General features: G+C 63.0%; 21 protein-coding genes. 11 read left to right on the top strand and 10 right to left on the bottom strand.

Annotated features, from left to right (window positions below; translation table 11 throughout):
- Window positions 1–25: 25 nt before the first annotated feature.
- On the top strand, window positions 26–451 hold the full coding sequence (locus NKJ94_RS15600; RefSeq protein WP_352526187.1) for a phasin family protein: 426 nt from the start codon (window positions 26–28) through the stop codon (window positions 449–451).
- 139 nt (window positions 452–590) lie between these two features.
- Window positions 591–1,088, top strand: a complete 498-nt coding sequence (locus NKJ94_RS15595; RefSeq protein ID WP_352526185.1) for a MaoC family dehydratase — start codon at window positions 591–593, stop codon at window positions 1,086–1,088.
- A 31-nt stretch (window positions 1,089–1,119) separates the two neighbouring features.
- Here NKJ94_RS15595 and NKJ94_RS15590 read toward each other — a convergent pair whose 3' ends face one another.
- Window positions 1,120–2,523, bottom strand: a complete 1,404-nt coding sequence (locus NKJ94_RS15590; protein ID WP_352526183.1) for an aminotransferase-like domain-containing protein — start codon at window positions 2,521–2,523, stop codon at window positions 1,120–1,122.
- 105 nt (window positions 2,524–2,628) lie between these two features.
- Here NKJ94_RS15590 and NKJ94_RS15585 point away from each other — a divergent pair, with 105 nt between their 5' ends.
- Window positions 2,629–3,507 carry a DMT family transporter gene (locus tag NKJ94_RS15585; RefSeq protein ID WP_352526181.1) on the top strand — a complete coding sequence of 293 codons (879 nt, stop codon included), beginning with the start codon at window positions 2,629–2,631 and terminating at the stop codon, window positions 3,505–3,507.
- A 238-nt stretch (window positions 3,508–3,745) separates the two neighbouring features.
- The gene (locus NKJ94_RS15580; RefSeq protein WP_352526179.1) at window positions 3,746–4,552 is read left to right on the top strand and encodes an alpha/beta hydrolase; all 807 of its coding nucleotides are present in this window, start codon (window positions 3,746–3,748) and stop codon (window positions 4,550–4,552) included.
- 32 nt (window positions 4,553–4,584) lie between these two features.
- Here NKJ94_RS15580 and NKJ94_RS15575 read toward each other — a convergent pair whose 3' ends face one another.
- On the bottom strand, window positions 4,585–5,991 hold the full coding sequence (locus NKJ94_RS15575; protein ID WP_352526226.1) for an MFS transporter: 1,407 nt from the start codon (window positions 5,989–5,991) through the stop codon (window positions 4,585–4,587).
- A gap of 218 nt (window positions 5,992–6,209) precedes the next feature.
- Here NKJ94_RS15575 and NKJ94_RS15570 point away from each other — a divergent pair, with 218 nt between their 5' ends.
- Window positions 6,210–7,103 (top strand): LysR family transcriptional regulator, encoded by an 894-nt coding sequence (locus tag NKJ94_RS15570; RefSeq protein WP_352526224.1) that lies wholly within the window; start codon window positions 6,210–6,212, stop codon window positions 7,101–7,103.
- Window positions 7,104–7,123: 20 nt separating this feature from the next.
- Here the strand turns inward: NKJ94_RS15570 and NKJ94_RS15565 are convergent, their stop codons facing one another.
- Genes NKJ94_RS15565 through NKJ94_RS15555 form a run of 3 tightly spaced genes read right to left on the bottom strand, consistent with a single transcriptional unit; the run spans window position 7,124 to window position 9,564 of the window.
- Window positions 7,124–8,164, bottom strand: coding sequence for a zinc-dependent alcohol dehydrogenase family protein (locus tag NKJ94_RS15565; RefSeq protein WP_352526177.1), 1,041 nt, complete (start codon window positions 8,162–8,164; stop codon window positions 7,124–7,126).
- A 34-nt stretch (window positions 8,165–8,198) separates the two neighbouring features.
- Complete coding sequence (gene maiA, locus NKJ94_RS15560) at window positions 8,199–8,849, bottom strand: maleylacetoacetate isomerase (protein ID WP_352526175.1); 651 nt, start codon at window positions 8,847–8,849, stop codon at window positions 8,199–8,201.
- Window positions 8,850–8,853: 4 nt separating this feature from the next.
- Entirely contained in the window at window positions 8,854–9,564 is a 711-nt protein-coding gene (locus NKJ94_RS15555) for a fumarylacetoacetate hydrolase family protein (RefSeq protein WP_352526173.1), read from the bottom strand.
- Between the two features lie 231 nt (window positions 9,565–9,795).
- Between NKJ94_RS15555 and NKJ94_RS15550 the strand changes: the two genes are divergently transcribed.
- The gene (locus NKJ94_RS15550; protein WP_352526171.1) at window positions 9,796–10,479 is read left to right on the top strand and encodes a response regulator; all 684 of its coding nucleotides are present in this window, start codon (window positions 9,796–9,798) and stop codon (window positions 10,477–10,479) included.
- A 97-nt stretch (window positions 10,480–10,576) separates the two neighbouring features.
- On the opposite strand, the gene NKJ94_RS15545 is transcribed toward NKJ94_RS15550, so the two are convergent.
- From NKJ94_RS15545 to NKJ94_RS15535, 3 genes are all read right to left on the bottom strand, one after another.
- Window positions 10,577–11,479 (bottom strand): hypothetical protein, encoded by a 903-nt coding sequence (locus NKJ94_RS15545; protein WP_352526169.1) that lies wholly within the window; start codon window positions 11,477–11,479, stop codon window positions 10,577–10,579.
- A gap of 223 nt (window positions 11,480–11,702) precedes the next feature.
- Window positions 11,703–13,043, bottom strand: coding sequence for an ATP-binding response regulator (locus NKJ94_RS15540; RefSeq protein WP_352526167.1), 1,341 nt, complete (start codon window positions 13,041–13,043; stop codon window positions 11,703–11,705).
- A gap of 10 nt (window positions 13,044–13,053) precedes the next feature.
- Window positions 13,054–14,199, bottom strand: a complete 1,146-nt coding sequence (locus tag NKJ94_RS15535; protein WP_502895998.1) for an FIST N-terminal domain-containing protein — start codon at window positions 14,197–14,199, stop codon at window positions 13,054–13,056.
- 224 nt (window positions 14,200–14,423) lie between these two features.
- On the opposite strand from NKJ94_RS15535, the gene NKJ94_RS15530 reads away from it, so the two are divergent.
- The 5 genes from NKJ94_RS15530 (at window position 14,424) to NKJ94_RS15510 (ending at window position 20,189) form a co-directional block, all read left to right on the top strand.
- Window positions 14,424–14,855, top strand: coding sequence for a DUF6841 family protein (locus tag NKJ94_RS15530; protein ID WP_352526163.1), 432 nt, complete (start codon window positions 14,424–14,426; stop codon window positions 14,853–14,855).
- Between the two features lie 261 nt (window positions 14,856–15,116).
- Window positions 15,117–15,596 carry a (2Fe-2S)-binding protein gene (locus NKJ94_RS15525; RefSeq protein ID WP_352526161.1) on the top strand — a complete coding sequence of 160 codons (480 nt, stop codon included), beginning with the start codon at window positions 15,117–15,119 and terminating at the stop codon, window positions 15,594–15,596.
- Window positions 15,597–15,727: 131 nt separating this feature from the next.
- A complete protein-coding gene (locus tag NKJ94_RS15520; protein ID WP_352526159.1) occupies window positions 15,728–18,079 on the top strand; it encodes a xanthine dehydrogenase family protein molybdopterin-binding subunit in 2,352 nt (783 codons plus the stop codon).
- Between the two features lie 103 nt (window positions 18,080–18,182).
- The gene (locus NKJ94_RS15515; protein ID WP_352526157.1) at window positions 18,183–18,980 is read left to right on the top strand and encodes an FAD binding domain-containing protein; all 798 of its coding nucleotides are present in this window, start codon (window positions 18,183–18,185) and stop codon (window positions 18,978–18,980) included.
- A 186-nt stretch (window positions 18,981–19,166) separates the two neighbouring features.
- The gene (locus tag NKJ94_RS15510) at window positions 19,167–20,189 is read left to right on the top strand and encodes an acyltransferase family protein (protein WP_352526155.1); all 1,023 of its coding nucleotides are present in this window, start codon (window positions 19,167–19,169) and stop codon (window positions 20,187–20,189) included.
- A gap of 19 nt (window positions 20,190–20,208) precedes the next feature.
- Here NKJ94_RS15510 and NKJ94_RS15505 read toward each other — a convergent pair whose 3' ends face one another.
- Together NKJ94_RS15505 and NKJ94_RS15500 are read right to left on the bottom strand one after the other, a co-directional pair.
- Window positions 20,209–20,697: a GNAT family N-acetyltransferase gene (locus NKJ94_RS15505; protein WP_352526222.1), complete on the bottom strand. Its 489-nt coding sequence runs from the start codon at window positions 20,695–20,697 to the stop codon at window positions 20,209–20,211.
- 31 nt (window positions 20,698–20,728) lie between these two features.
- Entirely contained in the window at window positions 20,729–21,493 is a 765-nt protein-coding gene (locus NKJ94_RS15500; RefSeq protein WP_352526153.1) for a copper homeostasis protein CutC, read from the bottom strand.
- Window positions 21,494–21,736 lie beyond the last annotated feature (243 nt).

Here is a 21,736-nt window from a genome sequence, read left to right as displayed (position 1 = left end):
CATGGCAACAGGGGAGAGAACCAGCATGGCAAAACGACCGGATTCCGAGTCCTTCATCGACATGTTCGGCAAGTTTGGCCGCGACCTGAAGCTGCCGAATGTCGATGTCGAGGCGATCCTCGCTCACAACCGCAAGAACCTGGAGGCGTTGGAGAAATCGGCCCGGGCGAGTGCTGCCGGAGCGTCGGCGCTGTTGTCCAGGCAACGCGAGATGCTGCAGGACACGCTGCGCGAAATCACCGACATGGCGCAGAGCTACCGGGCAGGCAATCCCAAGGAAATGATGGAGAAGCAGGCGGCATTCGCCAGGAGATCCTTCGAGACCGCATTGAAGAATGCCGGCGAGATGGCCGAACTGGTCAGGACGTCCGGCACCGAATCGATCGAAATCCTGCGCAGCCGCATCAAGGAGGCGATGGAGGAGATCCGCGCCAGCCAGGAGAAGAAGTAGCTGTCCCGGGGAGGGTGTTTGCCGGCGGCGAAGACACGCCTCGCGCAATGGCCGAAGATTGTGGCGCGGAATCGCATTGGCGAATTGACAGGGGCGGCTGGTCGTGGTCCGGAACAGGCAAGCGATCGGGAAAGCAGGAATGACGCAGATACGGCCGAGGACGCCGCCGACCTTCGAGCAACTCAGGGCCATGGCCGGGCAGGAGCTAGGCGTCTCGGACTGGACGTTGGTCGATCAGCACCGCATCGACCAGTTTGCCGAATGCACGGGCGATCATCAATGGATCCATGTCGATCCCGAGCGGGCGAAGCGGCAAAGCCCGTTCCGCACCACGATCGCGCATGGCTATCTGACCCTGTCGATCATCGGCGCACTGGCGCTCGAGATGGGCATTGTACCCGAAAACACGCAGGCCGCCTTCAACTACGGTTTCGACAAAGTGCGTTTCGTGGCGCCGGTCAGAGTCGGCTCGCGAATCAGGTTGCGCGCCACGCTTCTGTCGATGGAAGACAAAGGCCCGGGCCAATACCTGATGAAGGCCGCCAATACGGTCGAGATCGAAGGCGAGCAGAAGCCGGCGCTGACCGCCGAGACGCTCGTGATGCTTTATGCGCGCCGCAAGCGGGCAGGGGCCTGAGAACATCGCGTCAGGTCAGCCGACAGCGCAATCAACGCGACATCGCCTGTTCAAGCGCCCTGAAGATCCGGTCGTCTCCCGACTGGGCGACGTTGAAGCGCATGAAACGGCTGGCCGATCGGGACAGGCTGAACGCATTGCCGGGCGCAAGCACGACGTTAGCCGACAGAGCGTGGCGGGCCACATCCGCGGCATCTATCCCCTCTGGCAGCCTGCACCACAAAAACATGCCGGCCGGCTGATCTATCCATGGCATGATGCCGATGGCCTTCAGGCGGGTGCTGGTTTCGTCCATGGCGCGCGAGAGCCGCGCGCGCAGCAGGTCCACGTGCTTGCGATAGAGGCCATCCTTCAGCAGCCCCAGTACCAGTTCGGATGCAAGCCGCCCGCTGCCAAAGGATGTGGCGATCTTGAGATCGGTCAATCCTTCCATCCAGTCGCGAGGAGCCGCGATGAAGCCGCAGCGCATCGATGCCGAAAGCGTCTTGGAGAAGCTGCCGATGTGGATGACCCGGCTGAGACCGTCGAACGCCGCCAGCCGGGGCGCGGGCGTGTGTTCGAAATCGGCGAAGATATCATCCTCGATGATGGTCAGCCCCGACTGGTCCGCGAGCTTCAGCAACCGATGGGCGACGACCGGCGACAATATTGCGCCGGTCGGATTGTGCAGCGCGGAATTGGTGATGTAGAGGCGCGGTTGGTGCTGGGTCAGCGCCTGCGCGAACAGCTCGATGTCCGACCCCGACCGCGTGTAGGGGACGCCGATCACCTTGGCCCGATGGGCGCGCAACAGGGCATGGAAGTTGAAATAGCAGGGATCGTCGACCAGCACCGTGTCACCCGGTTCGAGCAGGAACCGGCACAAGAGGTCGATCGCCTGGGTACCCGATTCCGTCAGCATGATTTGGTCCGGAGAGGCTTCGATACCGTGCTCGGCCATGCGCCGCGCCAGCAGGTGACGCAGCGCCGGCGAGCCGAGCGGCGTGCCGTAATCCGTCAGCGCGGTGTCGTCGGCGCGGGCCAGCGTCCGCAGCGCCCGGCGCAAACCAGCCTCGGCCATCCATGAAGCCGGCAGCCAGCCGCAACCCGGTTTCAGGACGCCGTCGCCCGCTTCCAGCGATTGGCGCGAGACCCACAGCGGGTCGACAGCACGGTCAAGCCTGGGGCCGATCTCGGCCAGTGACAGGGGAGCCAGCGGTCCGGCAGCATAGAAACCCGAGCCTGGCCGCGAGCGGATCATGCCTTCCGCCGCAAGACGCTCATAGGCTTCGACCACGGTGGATTTGGAAACCTGCATGGCCTTGGCGAAAGCCCGGATCGAAGGCAGCCGCGTTCCCGGTGTCAGGGTGCGCGCGGCGATCCTGTGCCTGATTGTCGCCATGACGCTTTCGACAAGCGTCCGGCTGCCCTCACTTGTCGTCGTCTGCTCGTCCATCCGTACTGCTCAGCCTGCCATGACGGTTTTGTCAAACTGTACCTCATTGTCTCTGGCGCAGCCATACGCCTGGCCCGATAGAGGGCGAAGACGAGCGGGGCATCGATGGACAAGGCAGCGAGTGGCTGGGCGGCGAGTGGCTGGGTCAATGGGTTCATCGGCGTGCTGATTTTCAGCGGCTCGCTTCCGGCGACGCGCGTAGCGGTGATGGATTTCGATCCGGTGTTCGTAACCGTCGCCCGTGCTGCCACGGCAGGCATCCTCGGCCTCGCGCTGCTGCTCGTTTTTCACCAGAAGCGTCCGGAGCGGCGAGATCTGTTCTCGCTGGCAATCGTGGCGCTTGGCGTCGTGGTCGGCTTTCCCTTGCTGACGGCGCTGGCGCTCAAGCACATCACGTCGGCTCACTCCATCATTTTCATCGGCCTGTTGCCGCTGGCGACCGCGATCTTCGGCGTGATTCGAGGCGGCGATCGCCCGAAACCGGCGTTCTGGCTGTTCTCGTGCCTCGGCAGCGCCCTTGTTGCGGGTTTTGCGGTGACGCAAGGTATTTCCGCCGCGCCGCTGGGCGACGTCCTGATGCTGGCCGCCATCATCGTGTGCGGATTGGGCTATGCGGAAGGAGCCACGCTGTCGCGCAAACTCGGCGGCTGGCAGGTGATCTCATGGGCGCTGGTGCTGTCGCTGCCGATCATGCTGGCCCTGACGCTCATCACCATGCCGCCGTCGCTCGAAAGTGCAGGCAGGGGCGCGTGGATTGGCCTGGCCTATGTTTCGCTGTTCAGCATGCTGATTGGTTTCGTGTTCTGGTATCGGGGACTGGCGCAGGGCGGCATCGCCGCGGTCGGGCAGTTGCAACTGCTGCAGCCTTTCTTCGGGCTTGGGCTGGCAGCGACGCTGCTGCATGAGCAGGTCAGTCCCGCCATGATCGCCGTCACCGCCGCCGTCGTGCTTTGCGTGGTCGGTGCGAAAAGATATGCGAGATAGGCGCCACCTGCAGGACGCGACATCCCGATCAGGCTACGCACGACGTCGATTACTGAGGAAGCGAGAGTGGATGGCGCCAGCGCGCTCTTGAACTCGATACAATCGCGTCCAATTGTTACCAAGAGCTGCCGACCTGGCGGAACGACGTCTCTGAGGCGCCGAATCGGCCAGCGTGACGCAAGGAGCGAGGCGGCCTTGCGTTGGCGTGGAGGAAAAAGGGACGATCTTGGTGTCTTGGGTGCAGAAGATACGCTTGTCCTCGGGCGGCGAGGTGGCCGTCCGGACGGCTGGTGACGCTTCCAAACACGCGCTCGTCCTGCTGCACGGCTTCCCTAGCTCCTCTCGGACGTTTCGCGACGTGATTGCCCCGCTTTCCGGCAGCGTCTATGTCGTGGCGCCTGACCTGCCGGGCTTCGGCGCGTCCGATCTGCCGCCCGAGCCATCGTTCGACACGCTGTCCAGCTCGGTTGAAGAGCTGCTCTCGCATCTCAACGTTGGCCGCAGGTTCCTCTATTTGCATGATTTCGGAGCCCCGGTAGCGCTTCAACTCGCCATACGCGCTCCGGAACTCGTCGAAGGCCTCATTGTCCAGAATGCCAATGCCCACCGCTCCGGCTTTGGCCCGCAATGGGCAGACACATTGGACTTCTGGGCTGCACCGAATGCTGCGAATGAGAAGGCCGCCACTGCCCATATGACCCTTGAGGGGACTCGCAACCAGTACGTCGCCGGCCTGCCTGCCGAGATCGCCGCGCAGATCAATCCAGGTGGTTGGATTGAAGACTGGCGGGCCATGTGTCTGCCGGGACGACTTGATCTGCAGAAGGCGCTCCTTGCCGATTACGGCCGATATGTCGACCGGTTCGGGGAGGTGGCTGATTATCTGGCGAAGCATCAACCCCGAGCGATGCTTCTTTGGGGTCGCCACGATGCCTTCTTCGACATTGCAGGTTCAGTCGTGGCTAATGGATCTTCCCCGAATGGAGGCTCACATCTTCGACGCAGGCCATTTCCTTCTGGAGACGCATGCGCTCAGGGCTGTTGAACTGATGCTGGAGTTCGTCGCTGGCGGCTCAGCTAACCGTGCTGGCCGCGGCGGGCCGAGATAACCGCAAGGATCAGCGCCGCCACTACCAGGGCCGTCGCCACCTGGAAAGTGACCTGCATCCCTCGTGCGGCTGCCGCAGGTGCTAATACGGCCAAGCCAGTTCCTTCGCTCCCGGCAGCCGATGCGAAGGCAAACACCGCGCCCATCACCGACGCACCGGTGATGAGGCCGAGATTGCGCGACAGATTGAGCAGGCCGGAGACGACGCCGCGCTGGTCGGATGCTACGCCGGTCATCACGGCCGAATTGTTGGAGGTCTGAAACAGGCTGTAGCCGGTGGCGACGATAATGATTGGAACGACATAGCCGGCAATGCCGAATTCCGTCCTGGCCTGCGACAGAATGAAGGTACCCAGGGCGAGAGCGAGCAGGCCGACGACCATTATCCGGTGCGCTCCGAACCGGTCGACCAGGCGCCCCGCCGGCAGCGCCGCCAACGCGGTAACCAGAGGGCCGGTCGACAGGACCAGTCCGACCATGGCGGCGTCCAGCGCGAGCGCGCGCGACAGATAGAACGGGGCAACCACCAGCGTCGCCATCATCACGGTGGCGACGATCAGGCTCATCGCGAGGCTGGCGTTCAACGCGTGGTCGCGGAACCTCGCAGGCCGGATGAAAGGGTTCTCGGCCCTTGTCTGCGCGATGACGAACAGCAGGCCACCAACTCCAGCGGCGAGCAGCAGGCCAATGTTGAGTGAGCCAAAACTGCCTCGCCCAAGGGTCATGGCCATGGCATAGGCGGCCAGCGTCAGAGCGAGCAAAGCCGTACCGACCCCGTCGAAACCGCGCCGATCCGGTTTCGATATCTTTCCAGCCGGCAGCACCCGATAGGCAAGCGCGAAGGCCAGTGCTCCCAGCGGCAGATTGACGAGGAAGATTGCGCGCCAGCCAAAACCGGCGATCAGCAACCCGCCGAGCGAGGGGCCAAGCGTGGTGCCGATCGCGGACATGGCGCCGAGCAGGCCCATGGCGCTGCCGGTTTTTTCGCGGGGAATCGTGTCGGCGACGAAGGCCAGCGTCAGAGCCATCATCACGGCAGCGCCGAGCCCTTGTGCCGCCCTTGCGGCAATCAGCAGCGAGAGCGTCGGCGCGAGGCCGCAAAGCACGGACGCAAAGGTGAACAAGGCGATGCCGCCAAGCAGTAGCGGACGGCGGCCGAAGATATCGGCGAGCCGGCCGGCGCTGACGATCAAGGTGGTGATGGCGAGCAGATAGGCCAGGACGACCCATTGCACGAACTGGAACGATGCGCCGAATGCCTGCATCAGCGATGGCAGCCCGACGCTGGCGATGCTGGTGGCGAGCGACGACAGCAGCGTGGAAAGCGACAGGCTTGCCAATGCCCATCGAGCTGAGCGGGCGCTCACCGGGGCCACTTCATTCCCGAACTTTTCAGCCCAGGTCTTTTCGGCCCCGGCCTTTTCAGCCCAAGTCTTTTCAGCAGTCGATGCCAAGGTGAACTCCTTTGCCGGCAGCCCCAAAATCGGAGCTGTCGGAAGCTATTCCCCTGCTTGATGTGGCGGAAGGCGCAGCATTTGCATCATATTCATGCATGGAGCGCTACATCACGGCTGACCTGTGCTATCGTCCTTCCATGTCGTCACCCGATCTCAATCTGCTTGTCGCCCTCGATGTGCTGCTGAGCGAGGGCAGTGTGGCGCGTGCTGCCGCGCGGCTGCACCTCAGTCCCTCGGCGATGAGCCGGACGCTGGCGCGGTTGCGGGAAGCGACAGGCGATCCGTTGCTGGTCCGGGCCGGCCGTGGCCTAGTTGCGACACCGCGCGCGCAGGAATTGCAGCAGCAGGCAGGCCGCGTCGTCCAGGAAGCTGAAGCGCTCCTGCGTCCTGCCAGGCTCCTCGATCTCTCAGCTCTCGACAGGGTCTTCACGCTGCGCGCCAATGAAAGCTTCGTCGAGGAGTTCGCGCCGCGTCTCGTCGCCCGTGTCGAAGCGGATGCGCCTGGCGTGCGGCTGCGTTTTGCGCCGAAATCCGACAAGAACGACATCTCGTTGCGCGACGCGGCGGTTGACCTCGAAATCGGCGTCGCCGCGGAAACCAGCCCCGAAATGCGTATTCAGGCGCTGTTTCGCGACCGCTTCATCGGTGCAGTGCGAACGGGCCATAAGCTGAGCGAGGGCGTTGTGACGCCGGAACGCTATGCGGCTGGCCGCCACATCAGCGTTTCGCGGCGCGGCCGCGAAAGGGGCCCGATCGACGAGGCCTTGAATCGGCTGGGACTCGAGCGGACGATCGTGTGCATGGTTTCCAGCTTCTCGGCCACCCTCGCCATGGCGCGCGCCTCAGATCTGATCGCCAGCGTCCCCGAGCGGCACACGCAAGGCGCGCGCGCAGGCATGCACAGTTTCCCGTTGCCGGTCGCTGTTGCTGAGGTCACCATCTCGATGCTGTGGCATCCGCGGCTCGATGCCGATCCGGAACAACGCTGGCTGCGAGCCTTCGTCCGGGAGGTCTGCGCGTCGGTTCGCTGATCCAGAACGGGGGCGTTGATCTAGAATCTGGTCACTACGCCGATGCCGATGCCTTCGAAGCCGCCCATCGCCATCAGCGCGGCCGGCGCCTCCTCGAGGCTGATCTTCTTGCCGACCAGCAGTTCGGGCTTGAGCTTGCCGGTGCGGATCATCTCCATCATCGCCTGGTAGCGGAACGCCTGCATGCCATGGCTGCCGCGGATCTCGAGCTCGAAGGCGATCACCTTGTCCATCGGTATCTGCGGCCTGGCGTGCTCGCCGAGCATCAGGCCGACCTGCACATGGCGGCCGCGTCGGCGCAGGTTCGCGATCGAGTTGAACGAGGTACTGGGATGGCCGAGCGCGTCCATTGACATATGCGCCCCGCCATTGGTGATCTGCTTGACCGTCTTGACCACGTTCGGCGTTTTTGCCGCGTTGATCGTCGCTACCGCACCGATCTTTTTGGCGAAGTCCAGCTTCTCGTCGGTCAGGTCGATGGCGACGACATTGGCGCCCATGGCGCTGGCGATCATGATCGCCGACAGGCCGACGCCGCCGCAGCCATGCACGGCCACCCATTCGCCGGGCGTCACCCGGCCCTGGTCGACGATGGCGCGGAACGAGGTGACAAAGCGGCAGCCGAGGCTGGCGGCGGTGGCGAATTCCATCTCGTCCGGCAAGCGCACAAGATTGGTATCGGCATGGTCGATGGCGACATATTCGGCGAACGACCCCCAGGCGGTGAAGCCGGGCTGGAACTGGTGCTCGCAGACCTGGTGGTTGCCCGAGGTGCATTCGAAGCAGCGGCCGCAGCCGACGGCGAACGGCACGGTGACGCGCTCACCGGTCTTCCAGCGGGTCACCTGCTTTCCTGCCGCCTGAACGACGCCGGCAAGCTCGTGGCCCGGCACATGCGGCAGGCGGATGCCGTCATCATGGCCCATCCAGCCATGCCAGTCGCTGCGGCAGAGGCCGGTCGCCTCGACCTTGATGACGACGCCTTCCGGCGACGGCGTCGGATCCGGCACGGTCTGGATCGTCGGCGCCTCGCCGAATTTTTCGAAGACGACGGCTTTCATCGGCAGTTCCTCATGACTTCATGCAATTTGCGGCCTACTCGGCATCGATCTGGTTCTCAGGTGCTGCCTTCTGGAACGCCGGCAGCGCCATGCAGGCGGCGCTTATGCGCGAGATAGTCGGATAGGGCGTCATGTCGACGCCGAAGCGGGCATTGCTGGTGACCTGTGCGACCAGGCAGATGTCGGCCAGCCCCGGCGTGTCGCCATGGCAAAAGGTCTTTGTCTCGGGCGCGGAAGCCAGAATCTTTTCAAGCGGCTGGAAACCTTCGTTGACCCAGTGCCGGAACCAGTTGGCGACATCCTGGTCGCCGGCGCCGAACAGCGTACGCAGCGAGGTCAGCACGCGCAGATTGTTCACCGGATGGATGTCGCAGGCAATCATCTGCGCCAGCATCCTGACGCGGGCGCGGCCTGGCGCATCCTTGGGCAGCAGCGGCGGCTCGGGCCTGGTCTCATCGAGATATTCGATGATCGCCAGCGATTGCGTCAGCAGCGTGCCGTCGCCCCGGACCAGCGCCGGCACCAGCCCTTGCGGATTGACCGCGAGGTAGGCGGGCTCCCGATGCTCGCCATGGCGCAAATGATGCGGCACGTATTCGTAGGCGAGGTTCTTCATCTCCAGCGCGATCCGCACCCGGTAAGAGGTCGAGGAGCGGTAGTAATTGTGGAGGACGATGTCGCTCATCGGGTCACGGGCTCGGTCGGCCGATGGTCAGCTCGATCTCGCCGATGCCGTCGACGCCGGCGGTGATCTTTTCGCCCGGCCCGACCGCGCCGACGCCGGCCGGCGTGCCGGTGAAGATCAGGTCTCCGGGCCTGAGCTCGACGGCCTCGCTGCAGATCGAGACGATGTCGGCAACCGGCCAGATCAGCTCGGCGAGGTCGCCGTCCTGCCTGATCTTGCCGTCGACGGCGAGCCAGATGCGGCCCTTTTCGGGATGGCCGGATGTTTGCGCCGGGACCAGCGGGCCGCAGGGCGCGGAACGGTCGAAAGCCTTCGACCAGTCCCACGGCCGCGCCGCCTTCTTCGCCTCGTCCTGAAGGTCGCGGCGGGTCAGGTCGACACCGACGCCGTAGCCCCAGACATGGTCCAGCGCCCGCTCGCGCGGGATGCGAAAGCCGGCTTTGCCGATCGCGACGACCAGCTCGATTTCGTGGTGCAGGTTTCTGGTCAGCGGCGGGTAGGGGATCGTCGTGCCCGAACCGACGACCGCATCGACCACCGCATCGCCCGGCTTGGTGAAGAAGAAGGGCGGGTCGCGCTCGTCATTGCCGAGTTCGCGGGCATGGGCGGCGTAGTTACGGCCGACACAGAAAATGCGGCGCACCGCAAAACGCTCCGGCGAGCCGGCGACGGCCACCGACGGGGTTGCGGGAAGGGGTAGGACGAAGCCTGTCATGCACTGTCTCTGTTTCAGTGGATATGTCGGCGGCACATTCGACCGATTTGGCCGGTCGGGCAAGGCATTGCATCGCGCAAAGGCTAGGCCTGCCGCGTTGCGTCGCGGACATCGCCGGTACATTTTGCTTCTGCCGGCCAAGATGGCAATGTACTATTTGGCAATAAGCCGGCCATGGTCGCCAAGCTATTCCCCGGGCTATTCTAAACCAGACCGACTGAAACGAAGCTGATGACCCCAGTCAACGATCGCGCCAGGTTCCTGATCATCGACGACCATCCGCTGTTTCGCGAGGCGCTGCACAGCGCCGTGCAGATGGCCTATCCGGAGGTCGACACGGTGGAGGCGCGCTCGATCGCCGAGGCGCTGGAATTTCTGGCGGATGCCAAGCCGTTCGACCTGGCGCTGCTCGATCTCAGCATGCCCGACGTGCATGGCTTTGACGGGCTGCTGCAGCTCCGGACGCGGTATCCGCGCCTGCCGGTGGTCATCGTCTCCGGCTATGAGGAACCGAAGATCATTTCCGAGGCGCTGTCCTACGGCGCGGCTGGCTTCATCCCGAAATCGGCGCGCAAGAGCGACCTTGCCGCCGCCATCCGCTCGGTGATGGAAGGCGCAATCTATGTTCCCGAGACCTATGAAGGCCGGCCGCCTGACGCCGACAGCACCGACCGGGCCGAGATGGTGCAGCGCCTGGCCACGCTGACGCCGCAGCAGCTCAAGGTGCTGCAGATGCTGCGCCAGGGCCTGCTCAACAAGCAGATCGCCTACGAGCTGCAAGTCGGCGAGACCACGGTCAAGGCGCACGTCTCCGAAATCCTGCGCAAGCTCAACGTCTACAGCCGCACGCAGGCGGTGATCGAGGTGTCGAAGCTGGACAATGCGGAGCTGTTCCGGGACCAGGCGGGGTTTTAGAACTCACCCACCCGCATAGGCACGACAGACAGACAAACACGTTATAAAGTGCACTGTCACCGTAATTCCAAATCTGCATGGATCGAAGCTGGATTGACTATTTTAGCCCATCAGAGACCATCCGGCGCGTTACGATTTCGGTGATCGTCCGATTCTCCACCGATCCGTTTGTCGCCGTCGTCTCCAACTTCGTTATCTTGGTCCGCCGACGCACTACTCCGGCGGAGTCCACATCGAACGTGATCGCTATCGTCCCGGAAACCTTCTCACTCGATCGCGCGCGCAGAGCATCAGCTAACGTCAGTACCTTCTTGGTAATCTCGGCAACAACAACATCCGACTCAGCTTGATCCCGACGCACATGCTCAGGATCGACTGACATTTCTCCGATAAAAGTAGAACCGTTGGATCCAACTGAAGTCTTTTTGAGTGTTGTCGGCTCGGACGCTTGAGGATCGTTATATATTGCGCCGTCCCGAAGATCATTCGGCCTCAGGTCAAATGCCTCAATGCTTTGAAGCGTCGATTGCGGATCGCATTCGATTTTAAAAGCGTTCCATGTGAAGATCCAATGGCCACAAGCGGCGCGTGTAAGTCCGGCCCTCTTCAGCCAGCCGTCGATCCGTTCCTCCAGTTCGGGACTGTTGAGCAACTGCGTCGGCCCGGAAAACGGCCTGAAGATGCGCACGGGAAACTGCCAATTACTAGTGCGGTCCTCTGCCGTGGCGTCCTTCGAAAGGTCATATTCAAGTTCCAGACCGTCGCTGCGAACATTAAGCACCCGCTCTACTAACGTGTCTCGATCAGTGGAACCGCTGGTCGATCCGTTACTGTCCTTTTGAGCAGACTCTGCGTCCCTGCTAATCTCGTAAACAACGCCAGCCCGATCGCTGCTGAGCGCGCCCTGCTGGGGGGCGGCCATCCCCGGCGAACCTGAACCGATATTCGCCGCCAGCAGCAAGATGGCTTTCGCACCCAAAACCTGTCTGGCAAACTGCATCAGTGCCCCTTTTCAGTTCTGAACCGCACTATGCCGCAACAATCAGCCAGAGAGAATGGCGGACGGGCGGCGATTGACGCTGTGTCGTGAGAAGCCGCCGGACGGCAAACACCCCTCACTCGTTGTCCGCCTTACCGCCCAACCACGAATTACGGTGCGAATTACGGTGACAGTGCACTACTTTCTTCTTGCCGCTCGCGGTCTTCCAGCCGCGCGGAAGATATCAAGCCAGCAGATGCGCCAGCAGGGCGCGCAGTTGGGCCGGTTTCAGCGGCTTGCGCATCAGCTCGATGCCGGCGGCGCGGGCGGCTTTGGCGACCGTCTCCGAACCGTCGGCGGTGACGATCAGCGCCGGCACGGCGCGGCCGAGATAATCGCGGACCTCGGCGATGGTGGCGGTGCCGAGGTCGCCGCCGTCGAGATGCTGGTCGGCGATGACGATGTCCGGCACCCAGTCGGTATCGCCAAGCATGTCGAGCGCGTCACCGGTCGAGGTGGCGGGGCGCACCAGGCATTGCCAGCGCTCGAGCAGGGAGGTCATCGCCTGCAGCACCTCGATGTCGTTCTCGACCAGCAGCACCTTTGTGCCGAACAGGCCGTAGCCGCGCGGCCGCTCCATGTCGGCGGTGCTGGCGATGGCATCGACGGTGGCGCCGATCCCGACCGGAACGTCGATATGGAAAATCGTGCCATGTCCGACCTTCGACGAAAACGTGACGGGATGGCCGAGTGCCGCGGCGATGCGGCGCACGATCGCCAGCCCCAGCCCCAGCCCGCCGCCGGCAAGCGCTGCATCGGCCGAGATGGTGCCGCGGTGGAATTCCTCGAACACGGCTTCGCGCTGGTCGTCGGGGATGCCGCAGCCGGTATCGGCGACGTCGATGCGGATCGTGTCGCCGCGATGCCTGGTGCCGACCAGCACGCCGCCGGAGCGGGTATAGCGCAGCGCATTGGAAAGGATGTTCTGCAGGATGCGGCGCAGCAAGGTGCGGTCCGAACGAACCAGCGCGTTGACCGGCCGGAACTTCAGCGTCAGCCCTTTCATCTCGGCGACCGGCTGGAAATCCGAACGCAGCGACGAAAACAGCGTCTCCAGGCTGACATCGGCGATGTCTGGCTGCACGACGCCGGCATCGAGCTTGGAAATGTCGAGCAAGGTGCGGAGCAGGTCCTCCATCGTCTCCAGCGACCGCTCGACCTGGCGGACCAGGTTTCTGCCTTCCTCGCTGGTCTGAACCTCGGCAAGCGCCGACACCGACAGATGCGCGGCGTTCAGCGGCTGCAGCACGTCGTGGCTGGCGGCCGCCAGGAACCTGGTCTTGGACAGGTTCGCCAGCTCGGCGTTTTCTTTGGCCGCGTTCAGGTCGATGTTCGACTGCTCCAGCCGGCGCAAGGTCGAATGCAGTTCCTCGGTGCGATTGCGCACCCGGTTCTCGAGCGAAATGGCGGTCTGGAACAGCGAAAAGGCATTGCCTTGCTGGTCCATGGAACGCTCGACGCGGCTGATCAGCGCCGCGTTGATCTTCTTTAGCCTTTCCAGGTCGTCGATGTCCCTGAGCGGCATCCCGGATTTCCTACTCCGCCGCTTCGGCCGCCTTGCGTTCACCGAAGGCGATGCCGGTGAAGGTCTGGTTCAGATGCATCGACCGGTACTGTTCGCCATAGGTGCTGAAGCCGATGACGTTGTTGACCTTGTAGAGTTCCGAAATCTCCCGAAAGACCTGGCGGTTGCGCGCGTCGAGCCTGCGCAGCACGCAGTCGAAACCGATGATCATGTCGATGCCGCCCAGCCTTTCGCCGACGTCGCTGAGCGCGGCGCGGGTCGCCTCCACCATGTCCTTGGGCTGGGCGACGGCAAGCACGACGCCATCGTCGATGGCGCAGAAGAACGACAGCGAGCCGTCCGCGTGCATCTTCTGGATCGAGCGGCAGTAAAATTCGCCGCCGACCTTCACCACCACCGGATGCGAGGCAAAACTCAGTGGCGTCAGCATCTGCGCGACCATGCCGACCGCCGCCGCATATTCCTCGGCGGCGTTCATGGCGTTGAATTCCCGCACGATGCGGCGATCGGGATCGGACGCCGTCACCACCAGCTTCTCGTCGGTGGGGACGAAATTGTCGGTCTTGAACACGTGGAAAGGAATTTCCGTGGTGATCAGCACGATGATGGCGCTGTCGGAGGTAACTTTGCCATTCGAGATCAGCCGCGTCGTCTCGAATTTCAAATCATCGCCGGCGGACCCGCCGATCAGTGGAATATCGTCGAGCCCCCAATGGATGGCGGAGGTCACCGCTTCTTCGGCATAGGACAGCCCGTCGATGAAGCAGAGCGCAAAAGTGGTGTCGGCTCGCTCGTGCCCGATGCGCCCGCGTAACGAACGCCTCAGCGCCTCGACTTCGCCGGTGATCCCGTCCATGCCTGATGAGGACAGATTTTCGACCATGGTGCTGGCTGCCGAAAACGATGCGGAGGGAAGCAACATAGCCAGGATCTGGCCTCCCTCCAGGCCTTTGGGCGTAATCTCGCCGGCCGTCGAGCAGCCGGCATAGTCGAGCGCCGGTGCGTGGGTCTTCAGCGCTTCCGACAGGGCGACGGCCTCGATGAGGCTCTGCGAGAAAAACAGGAGGGCGAACCCGGCATCGATGGCCACGGCTTCCGCTGCCACCGCCCGGGCGAACGCATCCGCGTCGGATTCGTCGGTGGTGAGCACCGACAGGCCGCATGCATAGCGCGTCCGGGAACTGGCCAGCGGCTTCCTCCTACATTTCCTCCGACGCTCTTTTTGTGCGCGTCTGGCGCGCCGGCGTCGAAGTCATTGTTGTCTTGAAGCGGCGCTTTGGCAATGAGCCAACATGACGGATCTGAGGTTTCTGCTATTTTTGACGGCATCAACGTTCAGAAACTTCAGATCCAAAACCATACTGGAAGAGAGCGTGATCCATGGAAACACAGGTCAGGAAGTTGTTCGAAAGGTACGAGCAGCTTTTCCAGAAATCTCTCGCCGGCGATGCCGATATGGATGAAGTCGCATCGGTTTATGCCTCCGCCTTCATCGCGGCGTCGCCTGCCGGCGTCACGGTCGGGAAGAACGACGACCAGTTCAGGCAGTTTATCGAACAAGGCTATGCTCATTATCGAGCGATCGGCACGAAGGAGATGCGAATACGGGATGTTCGCATCTCGCCGATAGACGAGCATCATTGTGTTACCCACGTCGCCTGGACGTCAACCTATACCCGCAAAGGCCGACCGGACGTCTCGATAGATTTCGATGTCCACTACCTGGTGCAGAAGCTGGACGAAGAGGCTAAAGTATTTGGGTGGGTGTCAGGCGACGAGCAGGAAGTTCTCAGAAAACACGGCATCGGCTGAAATCGGCCTGCCGCCCCAGCCGCTCATGGCCGGAAGGGCGACATCGCACAGCGATCGAGTTTTCGCTTCGTTGCACCGTTACCCTGCCTTTGCGTGACCGAAAGTACAATAGGCGGATTTTCGGCCGAACTGCATTCTCGCAATCTCGGCGTTCCGCGGCACTTTTTCTCCGTGCTTTATGCGGTATAAGAATAGCGGACAGACGGAGGGCTCGGGCACCACCGACGCCAGAACGACCAAGATAATACCCAGGGAGGTTTCATGTCGGACATTTCGTTGACGGTCAACGGAAAGCGGGTCAGCGGCGTCGCCGAAGACCGTACGTTGCTGGTTCATTTCTTGCGGGAGACACTCGGCCTGACCGGCACCCATGTCGGCTGCGATACCTCGCAATGCGGCGCCTGTGTGGTCCATGTCGACGGCAAGGCGGTAAAATCCTGCACGCTGCTGGCGGTGCAAGCCTCCGGGTCGACCATCGTGACCATCGAAGGCCTGGCGGAAGGCGTCGAGCTGCATCCGGTGCAGGCGGCGTTCAAGGAGCATCACGGGCTGCAATGCGGCTTTTGCACGCCGGGCATGATCATGGCGGCGGTCGACATGATCAAGCGCCATCCCGAAGGCCTCGACGAGGCGACGGTGCGCGCCGAGCTCGAAGGCAACATCTGCCGCTGCACCGGCTACCACAATATTGTCAAGGCGATCCTGGCTGCTGCGGGCGGCGAGGTCAGGCAAGCGGCGTGAGAGAGAGAGTGAATAGTGAAGTGGTGAATAGTTAGTCAGTACTCGGCAGTTGCAGGCCAAGACGAAGATCCGATCTCACCATTCACCATTCACTATTCACATCACTTCGGAATTCGGGAGGAATTTCTGCGATGGGCATTGAAGGTATTGGCGCTCGCGTAGCGCGCAAGGAAGACAAGAGGTTCATCACCGGCGCCGGCCGTTACGTCGACGACATGGTGGTTCCCGGCATGAAGCACGCTTTCTTCGTGCGTAGCCCGCACGCGCATGCAGCGATCGACAGCATCGACGTCAGCAAGGCGAAGGCGATGCCGGGCGTCATCGGCGTCCTGACCGGCAAGGAGCTCAAGGCCGACGGCATCGGCAATCTCATCTGCGGCTGGATGATCCATTCCACGGATGGCACGCCGATGAAGATGGGCGCGTGGTCGCCGCTGGCCGTCGACCGGGTCCGCTATGTCGGCGACGCGGTCGTCGTCGTGGTCGCCGAAACCAAGGGCCAGGCTCGCGATGCGGCCGAAGCGGTCGATATCACCTACAAGGAGCTTCCGGTGGTCGTCGAGGCTTCCCAGGCGCTCGAAAAAGGGGCGCCGCAGATCCACCCGGAAGCCGAGAACAATCTGATCTTCGACTGGGAGCTCGGCGACGGCAAGGCAACCGACGCAGCGATCAATTCTGCCGCTCACGTCACCCGCATGAAGATCGTCAACAACCGGCTGGTCCCCAACGCGATGGAGCCGCGCGCGGCTCTTGGTCATTACGACAAGGCCGAGGACCATTACACCTGCTGGACGACGTCGCAGAACCCGCATCTTGCCCGGCTGGTGATGAGCGCCTTCTACAACATCGCGCCGGAAAACAAGCTGCGCGTCATTGCGCCTGACGTCGGCGGCGGCTTCGGCTCGAAAATCTACATCTACCCGGAAGAGATCGTCTGCCTGTGGGCATCAAAGAAAACCGGCGTGCCGGTCAAATGGGTGGCCGACCGCACCGAAAGCTTTCTCACCGACGCGCATGGCCGCGACCATGTCTCGACGGTGGAGATGGCCTTCGACCAGAACAACAGGATCACTGGGCTGAGGGTGGACACGATCGCCAATCTCGGCGCCTACATGTCGCTGTTCTCGTCCTGTGTGCCGACCATTCTTTACGCGACGCTGTTGTCGGGCCAGTACGATATTCCGGCGATCCATGCCAATGTGCGCGCGGTCTACACCAACACCGCGCCGGTCGATGCCTATCGCGGGGCAGGGCGCCCGGAAGCCACCTACGTGCTCGAACGCACGATGGAGACGGCCGCCCGCGAGCTGGGCGTGTCGCCGGCGGAACTTCGCCGAACCAATTTCATCACCTCGTTTCCGCATCAGACGCCCGTCATCATGAACTATGACGCCGGCGATTATGCCGCGTCGCTGGATGCGGCGATGAAGGCCGCCGACTATGCCGGCTTTGCCCGGCGCAAGGCGGCGGCCGCCGGCAAGGGCAAGCTGCGCGGCATCGGCATGAGCTGTTACATCGAGGCCTGCGGGCTTGCCCCATCAGCGGCGGTCGGTTCGCTTGGCGCCGGTGTCGGCCTGTGGGAATCGGCCGAGGTGCGCGTCAACGCCGTCGGCACCATCGAGGTGCTGACCGGCTCGCACAGCCATGGCCAGGGTCATGAGACAACCTTCGCGCAGCTGGTCAACCAACGCTTTGGCGTGCCGATCGACAGTGTCTCGATCGTGCATGGCGATACCGACAAGGTGCAGATGGGCATGGGCACCTATGGCTCGCGCTCCGGTGCCGTCGGCATGTCGGCCGTCGCCAAGGCGCTCGACAAGGTCGAGGCCAAGGCCAAGAAGATCGCCGCACACCTGCTCGAGGCCGACGAGGGCGACATCGTCATCGAAGACGGTGCGTTGAAGGTCACCGGCACCGACAAAAGCGTGCCCTGGTTCCAGATGGCGCTTGCCGCCTATACCGCCCACAATCTGCCGGGCGGCATGGAGCCTGGGCTGAAGGAGACGGCATTCTACGACCCGTCCAACTTCACCTTCCCGGCCGGCTGTTATATCTGCGAGGTCGAGATCGATCCGGAAACCGGCACCACCGAGATCGTCCAGTTCGTCGCCGCCGACGATTTCGGCAACATCATCAACCCGATGATCGTCGAGGGCCAGGTGCATGGCGGTATCGCCCAGGGCATCGGCCAGGCCCTGCTGGAAGGCGCCTACTACGACGCAAGCGGCCAGCTTCTGACGGCGAGCTACATGGACTACACCATGCCGCGCGCCGCCGACCTGCCGTCATTCAATGTGTCGACCTCGAACACGCCATGCCCCGGCAATCCGCTCGGCATCAAGGGCTGCGGCGAGGCCGGCGCCATCGGCTCGCCGCCGGCAGTGATCAACGCCATCACCGACGCCATCGGCATCACCGATCTCGCCATGCCGGCATCGCCGGCGACGGTCTGGGCGGCGATCCGGGCGGCGGCGAAACAGTGAGAAACAGAAGTGAATAGTGAATGGTGAATGGGAAGACGAACTCGGCGCCAACCTGACCATTCACTATTCACTATTCACTATTCACCTTTTAGGGGAGAATCCCATGTATCCAGTCACCTACCACCGCGCCACCTCGGTCGCCGATGCGGTCCAACTGCTCAAGAGCGGCGATGCAAAGCCATTGTCGGGAGGCATGACGCTGATCCCCGCGATGAAGACGCGGCTTGCCGCACCTTCTGACCTCGTCGACCTGTCGCACATCAAGGAGCTACAGGGCGTCAAGGTGGCGGGCAGGACCATCACCATTGGCGCCGGCACGACGCATTACGACGTCGCCCGCGATAAGGGGCTGAAGCAAGCCTGTCCTGCCTTGGCCCACATGGCTTCGCTGATCGGCGATCCCGCCGTTCGCTACAAGGGCACGATCGGTGGCTCGATCGCCAACAACGACCCGGCTGCCGACTATCCGGCGGCCCTGCTGGCGCTGGGCGCGATCATCGTCACCAACCAGCGCGAGATTGCCGCCGAGGCGTTTTTCACCGGCCTGTTCGAGACGGCGCTGGAGGAAGGCGAGATCATCACCGCGGTGACCTTCACCGCGCCGGCCAAGGCCGCCTATGAAAAGTTCCGCAATCCGGCATCGCGCTATGCGATCGTCGGCGTCTTCGTGGCTAACGGCGATGACGGCGTCCGCGTCGCCGTCACCGGCGCCGGCGACAGTGGCGTCTTCCGCTCGAAGGAGATCGAGGCGGCACTTGCCGCAAGCTTCGAGGCCTCCGCGCTGGCCGGCGTTAAAGTCGCGGCGGACAGTCTGATGAGCGACATGCATGCGTCGGCCGACTACCGCGCCAACCTGATCGTGGTCATGGCCAAAAGGGCGGTGGCTGCCGCCAACGCCTGAGACTACAGACCGTCGGTTTTGGGGAAGGGGCCTTGACGGCCCCTTTTTGTCATCCCGCATCTTGTTCGTGCAATACTGCAAGGCGTGTCGTTATCTCGCACTTGCACAAAGTTCTGGTGCGCTGCAATATCGCTGGAGGAATGCGGCCTCCAGTCCGCCTTTCGCAGGTTCAACGAAGGGACCGGCATGACGGACATCTCCGCGACGCGCCTTATCGTGTCCAGGCCTGTCGCCGACACAGCGTCAAGAGCGAGGCTTGCCTATCTCGACGGCTGGCGCGGCCTGTCGATCGCACTGGTGCTGATCGGCCATTTCTTTCCCGTTCCCGGCATCAATCTCGGCGTCCTGGGCGTTGAATTCTTCTTCGTGCTCAGCGGCCGGCTGATGGCTGAGATCCTGTTTGTCGAACACTATCCGTTGAAGAAATTCTTCAAACGCCGGTTCTCCCGCATCTACCCGGCACTGCTCATCTTCGTCGTCGCCGCGATGATCGCCTTGTCCGGCACATTCATCGCCTTCAAGTGGAAGGCGGCGCTGACGGCGCTGACGTTCAGCTACAACTACGCCGGAATTCTCGTCACCCGCGCGGGTGCGCTCGACCATATCTGGTCGCTCTGCGTCGAAGAGCATGCCTATATCATTCTGGCGCTGATCAGCGTCGTCGTCTGGGGGCGGTCCCGCGTCATCATGCTGCTCGGCGCCTTGTCGCTGCTAGCCATGGCGAACGGCGCCATCTCCTACTGGGTGTTCGGGATGGGCTACGAGGACACCTATTGGCGCACCGATGTGCACATCGCCTCGATCCTGCTGTCGGCGGTGATATGCCTGCTCAAGGCCGACGACAGGCTGCCGGGGCTGCTTAAGGGCCCGCATGTCGCCCTGGCGGCGGCTGTCGTGGCTGTGCTCCTTTTCATGGCTGCCGTATCCACCCCGATCCACTATCTGGTTGCGGTGCCGCTATTGGCGCTGGCCGTCAATTCGCTCGACTTCGGCAGCCGGTACCTGACCGAGTTTCTGTCCTCCCGGCCGATGACAATGCTGGGGCTGTGGTCGTATTCGCTCTATCTTTGGCAGCAGCCCTTTTACCAATTCGTCGACACACAAGGCAGTTCGCCGCTGCTGATGCTGGCCGCGATGTTCGCTTGCGCGCTGTGCAGCTATTACATCGTCGAAAAGCCAGCCCGCTCCTGGCTGAACCGCAATTGGTAGGGTGAACAGCGCCCGCCGTTCAGCCGGCGATCCGTTTTAGATAATAGCGCACCGCCTTCTTGCCGCCGTGGATTACCGCGTCGCCCACTTCCACAAAGCCGAGTGCCGCGTGGAAGGCGTCCGACGCCGGATTGGGTGGCTCGGCATTGACTTCGCAGGTGACGATCGCCTGGCCGGCGCGCATGGCGTGGTCGAACAGATCCTCGTACAGCCGGCGGGCATGGCCGCGGCCGCGCGCTTTGGCGCCGACCACGACGCGATCGACGTAGACGAACCGCGGATAGCGCTCGTGAAACCACAGGAAGTTCGGGCTGTCGTAGCTCGCGTCCTGGTCGAAGGTCATGATGAAGGCATCGAGCGCACCGATACGGCGCGCGTAAAACGCTTCGCCGAGCAGGAAGGAAAGGCGCTCGGGTTCGAGCCAGGACAATTCGGCAGCGTGCTCGTTGTTGAGCGCGAGGATTGCGGGCTCATCCTGCGGCGAAACTCGCTCGATCGGCAAACGCATTTTGATCATGTTTTTCTTCGATCTTCCAGGATCATGTCCGGGCAGCCGCGATGGTCGCCGCCACCAGCGCTTCGTCGGTCACGGTGTTGCGGTATTCGCGGTCGAGGTCGGTGCCACCCATGCCGACTTTCGGGTTGCGGTAGCGCATGGCGCTCGGCACGTCCTTGAGCGCGGCAAAGTGCATCTCGCTCACCCCGGTTCTCCTCCGCACCTCGGCGATATTCTCGGGGGCAAGCCCGCCGCAGCCGAGGATGATGATGCGGTCGCCGGCCTGTCTGACAAGATCGGCGAGCAGGGCTGCGCCCTCGAGCGCCGTGTCGCGCTGGCCGCTGGTCAGTACGCGGCCGACCTTGCAGCGGATCAGCGCTTCCAGCGCCTCTGTCGGGTCGCGTGTCATGTCGAAGGCGCGGTGGCAGGTGACGTTCAATCGTCCCGCCGCCTGCACCAGTTCGCTCATGCGCTGCTCATCGATAGTGCCGTCGGCATCGAGGCAGCCGACGACAACACCGGCAACGCCGAGTTCGCCGAGCGCGCGGACATCGGCGAGCATCGAATGATATTCGGCGTCGCTATAGAGAAAATCGCCGCCGCGCGGCCGCACGATGACGTGAGACGGGATCGTCGCCAGCTCAAGCGCCGTGCGCACGGTGCCGAAGCTCGGCGTGATGCCGCCTTCGATCAGGCTGGCACAGAGCTCGACGCGGTCGGCGCCGGCCGCTTGCGCGGCCAGCAGGCCGTCTATGCCTTCGACGCAGATCTCGATCAGCGGCAGGCGAGGGCGTTCGGTCTCGGTCATGAGGGATCCGTTGATGATTTCAGATGGCCAGCGGTAGCATCGGGCCTTGTGCCATGAAAGCCGGAAGTGTTGGCTCACCAATACGCCGCGGCGCTTGCTCCTGCCATTCCGACGCTTGACACATTCATAACTCCAGAGTTATACGTTACTCATAGCTCGCGGGTTATTGGTTTGGATGCCGCTACGCCGAGCTGACCTGCCCGCTCTGGCGCCACAAGGCGACGGGCGAATTGACAGAATCCG

Source organism: Mesorhizobium sp. M0060 (genome assembly GCF_040323155.1).
Classification (GTDB): domain Bacteria; phylum Pseudomonadota; class Alphaproteobacteria; order Rhizobiales; family Rhizobiaceae; genus Mesorhizobium.
Note: the sequence above shows the minus strand (reverse complement) of the source record. Positions and strands in the feature narration are given on the sequence as shown.

Bases quoted from the DNA above. Each gene is read 5' to 3' on its own strand.
- NKJ94_RS15500 (WP_352526153.1), bottom strand. From the start codon at position 21,493: ATGACCGAGACCGAACGCCCTCGCCTGCCGCTGATCGAGATCTGCGTC.
- NKJ94_RS15525 (WP_352526161.1), top strand. From the start codon at position 15,117: ATGTCGGACATTTCGTTGACGGTCAACGGAAAGCGGGTCAGCGGCGTC.
- maiA (WP_352526175.1), bottom strand. From the start codon at position 8,849: ATGAGCGACATCGTCCTCCACAATTACTACCGCTCCTCGACCTCTTAC.
- NKJ94_RS15570 (WP_352526224.1), top strand. From the start codon at position 6,210: ATGTCGTCACCCGATCTCAATCTGCTTGTCGCCCTCGATGTGCTGCTG.
- NKJ94_RS15585 (WP_352526181.1), top strand. From the start codon at position 2,629: ATGGACAAGGCAGCGAGTGGCTGGGCGGCGAGTGGCTGGGTCAATGGG.
- NKJ94_RS15515 (WP_352526157.1), top strand. From the start codon at position 18,183: ATGTATCCAGTCACCTACCACCGCGCCACCTCGGTCGCCGATGCGGTC.
- NKJ94_RS15510 (WP_352526155.1), top strand. From the start codon at position 19,167: ATGACGGACATCTCCGCGACGCGCCTTATCGTGTCCAGGCCTGTCGCC.
- NKJ94_RS15555 (WP_352526173.1), bottom strand. From the start codon at position 9,564: ATGACAGGCTTCGTCCTACCCCTTCCCGCAACCCCGTCGGTGGCCGTC.
- NKJ94_RS15545 (WP_352526169.1), bottom strand. From the start codon at position 11,479: ATGCAGTTTGCCAGACAGGTTTTGGGTGCGAAAGCCATCTTGCTGCTG.
- NKJ94_RS15540 (WP_352526167.1), bottom strand. From the start codon at position 13,043: ATGCCGCTCAGGGACATCGACGACCTGGAAAGGCTAAAGAAGATCAAC.
- NKJ94_RS15595 (WP_352526185.1), top strand. From the start codon at position 591: ATGACGCAGATACGGCCGAGGACGCCGCCGACCTTCGAGCAACTCAGG.
- NKJ94_RS15550 (WP_352526171.1), top strand. From the start codon at position 9,796: ATGACCCCAGTCAACGATCGCGCCAGGTTCCTGATCATCGACGACCAT.
- NKJ94_RS15530 (WP_352526163.1), top strand. From the start codon at position 14,424: ATGGAAACACAGGTCAGGAAGTTGTTCGAAAGGTACGAGCAGCTTTTC.
- NKJ94_RS15505 (WP_352526222.1), bottom strand. From the start codon at position 20,697: ATGCGTTTGCCGATCGAGCGAGTTTCGCCGCAGGATGAGCCCGCAATC.
- NKJ94_RS15590 (WP_352526183.1), bottom strand. From the start codon at position 2,523: ATGGACGAGCAGACGACGACAAGTGAGGGCAGCCGGACGCTTGTCGAA.
- NKJ94_RS15520 (WP_352526159.1), top strand. From the start codon at position 15,728: ATGGGCATTGAAGGTATTGGCGCTCGCGTAGCGCGCAAGGAAGACAAG.
- NKJ94_RS15600 (WP_352526187.1), top strand. From the start codon at position 26: ATGGCAAAACGACCGGATTCCGAGTCCTTCATCGACATGTTCGGCAAG.
- NKJ94_RS15565 (WP_352526177.1), bottom strand. From the start codon at position 8,164: ATGAAAGCCGTCGTCTTCGAAAAATTCGGCGAGGCGCCGACGATCCAG.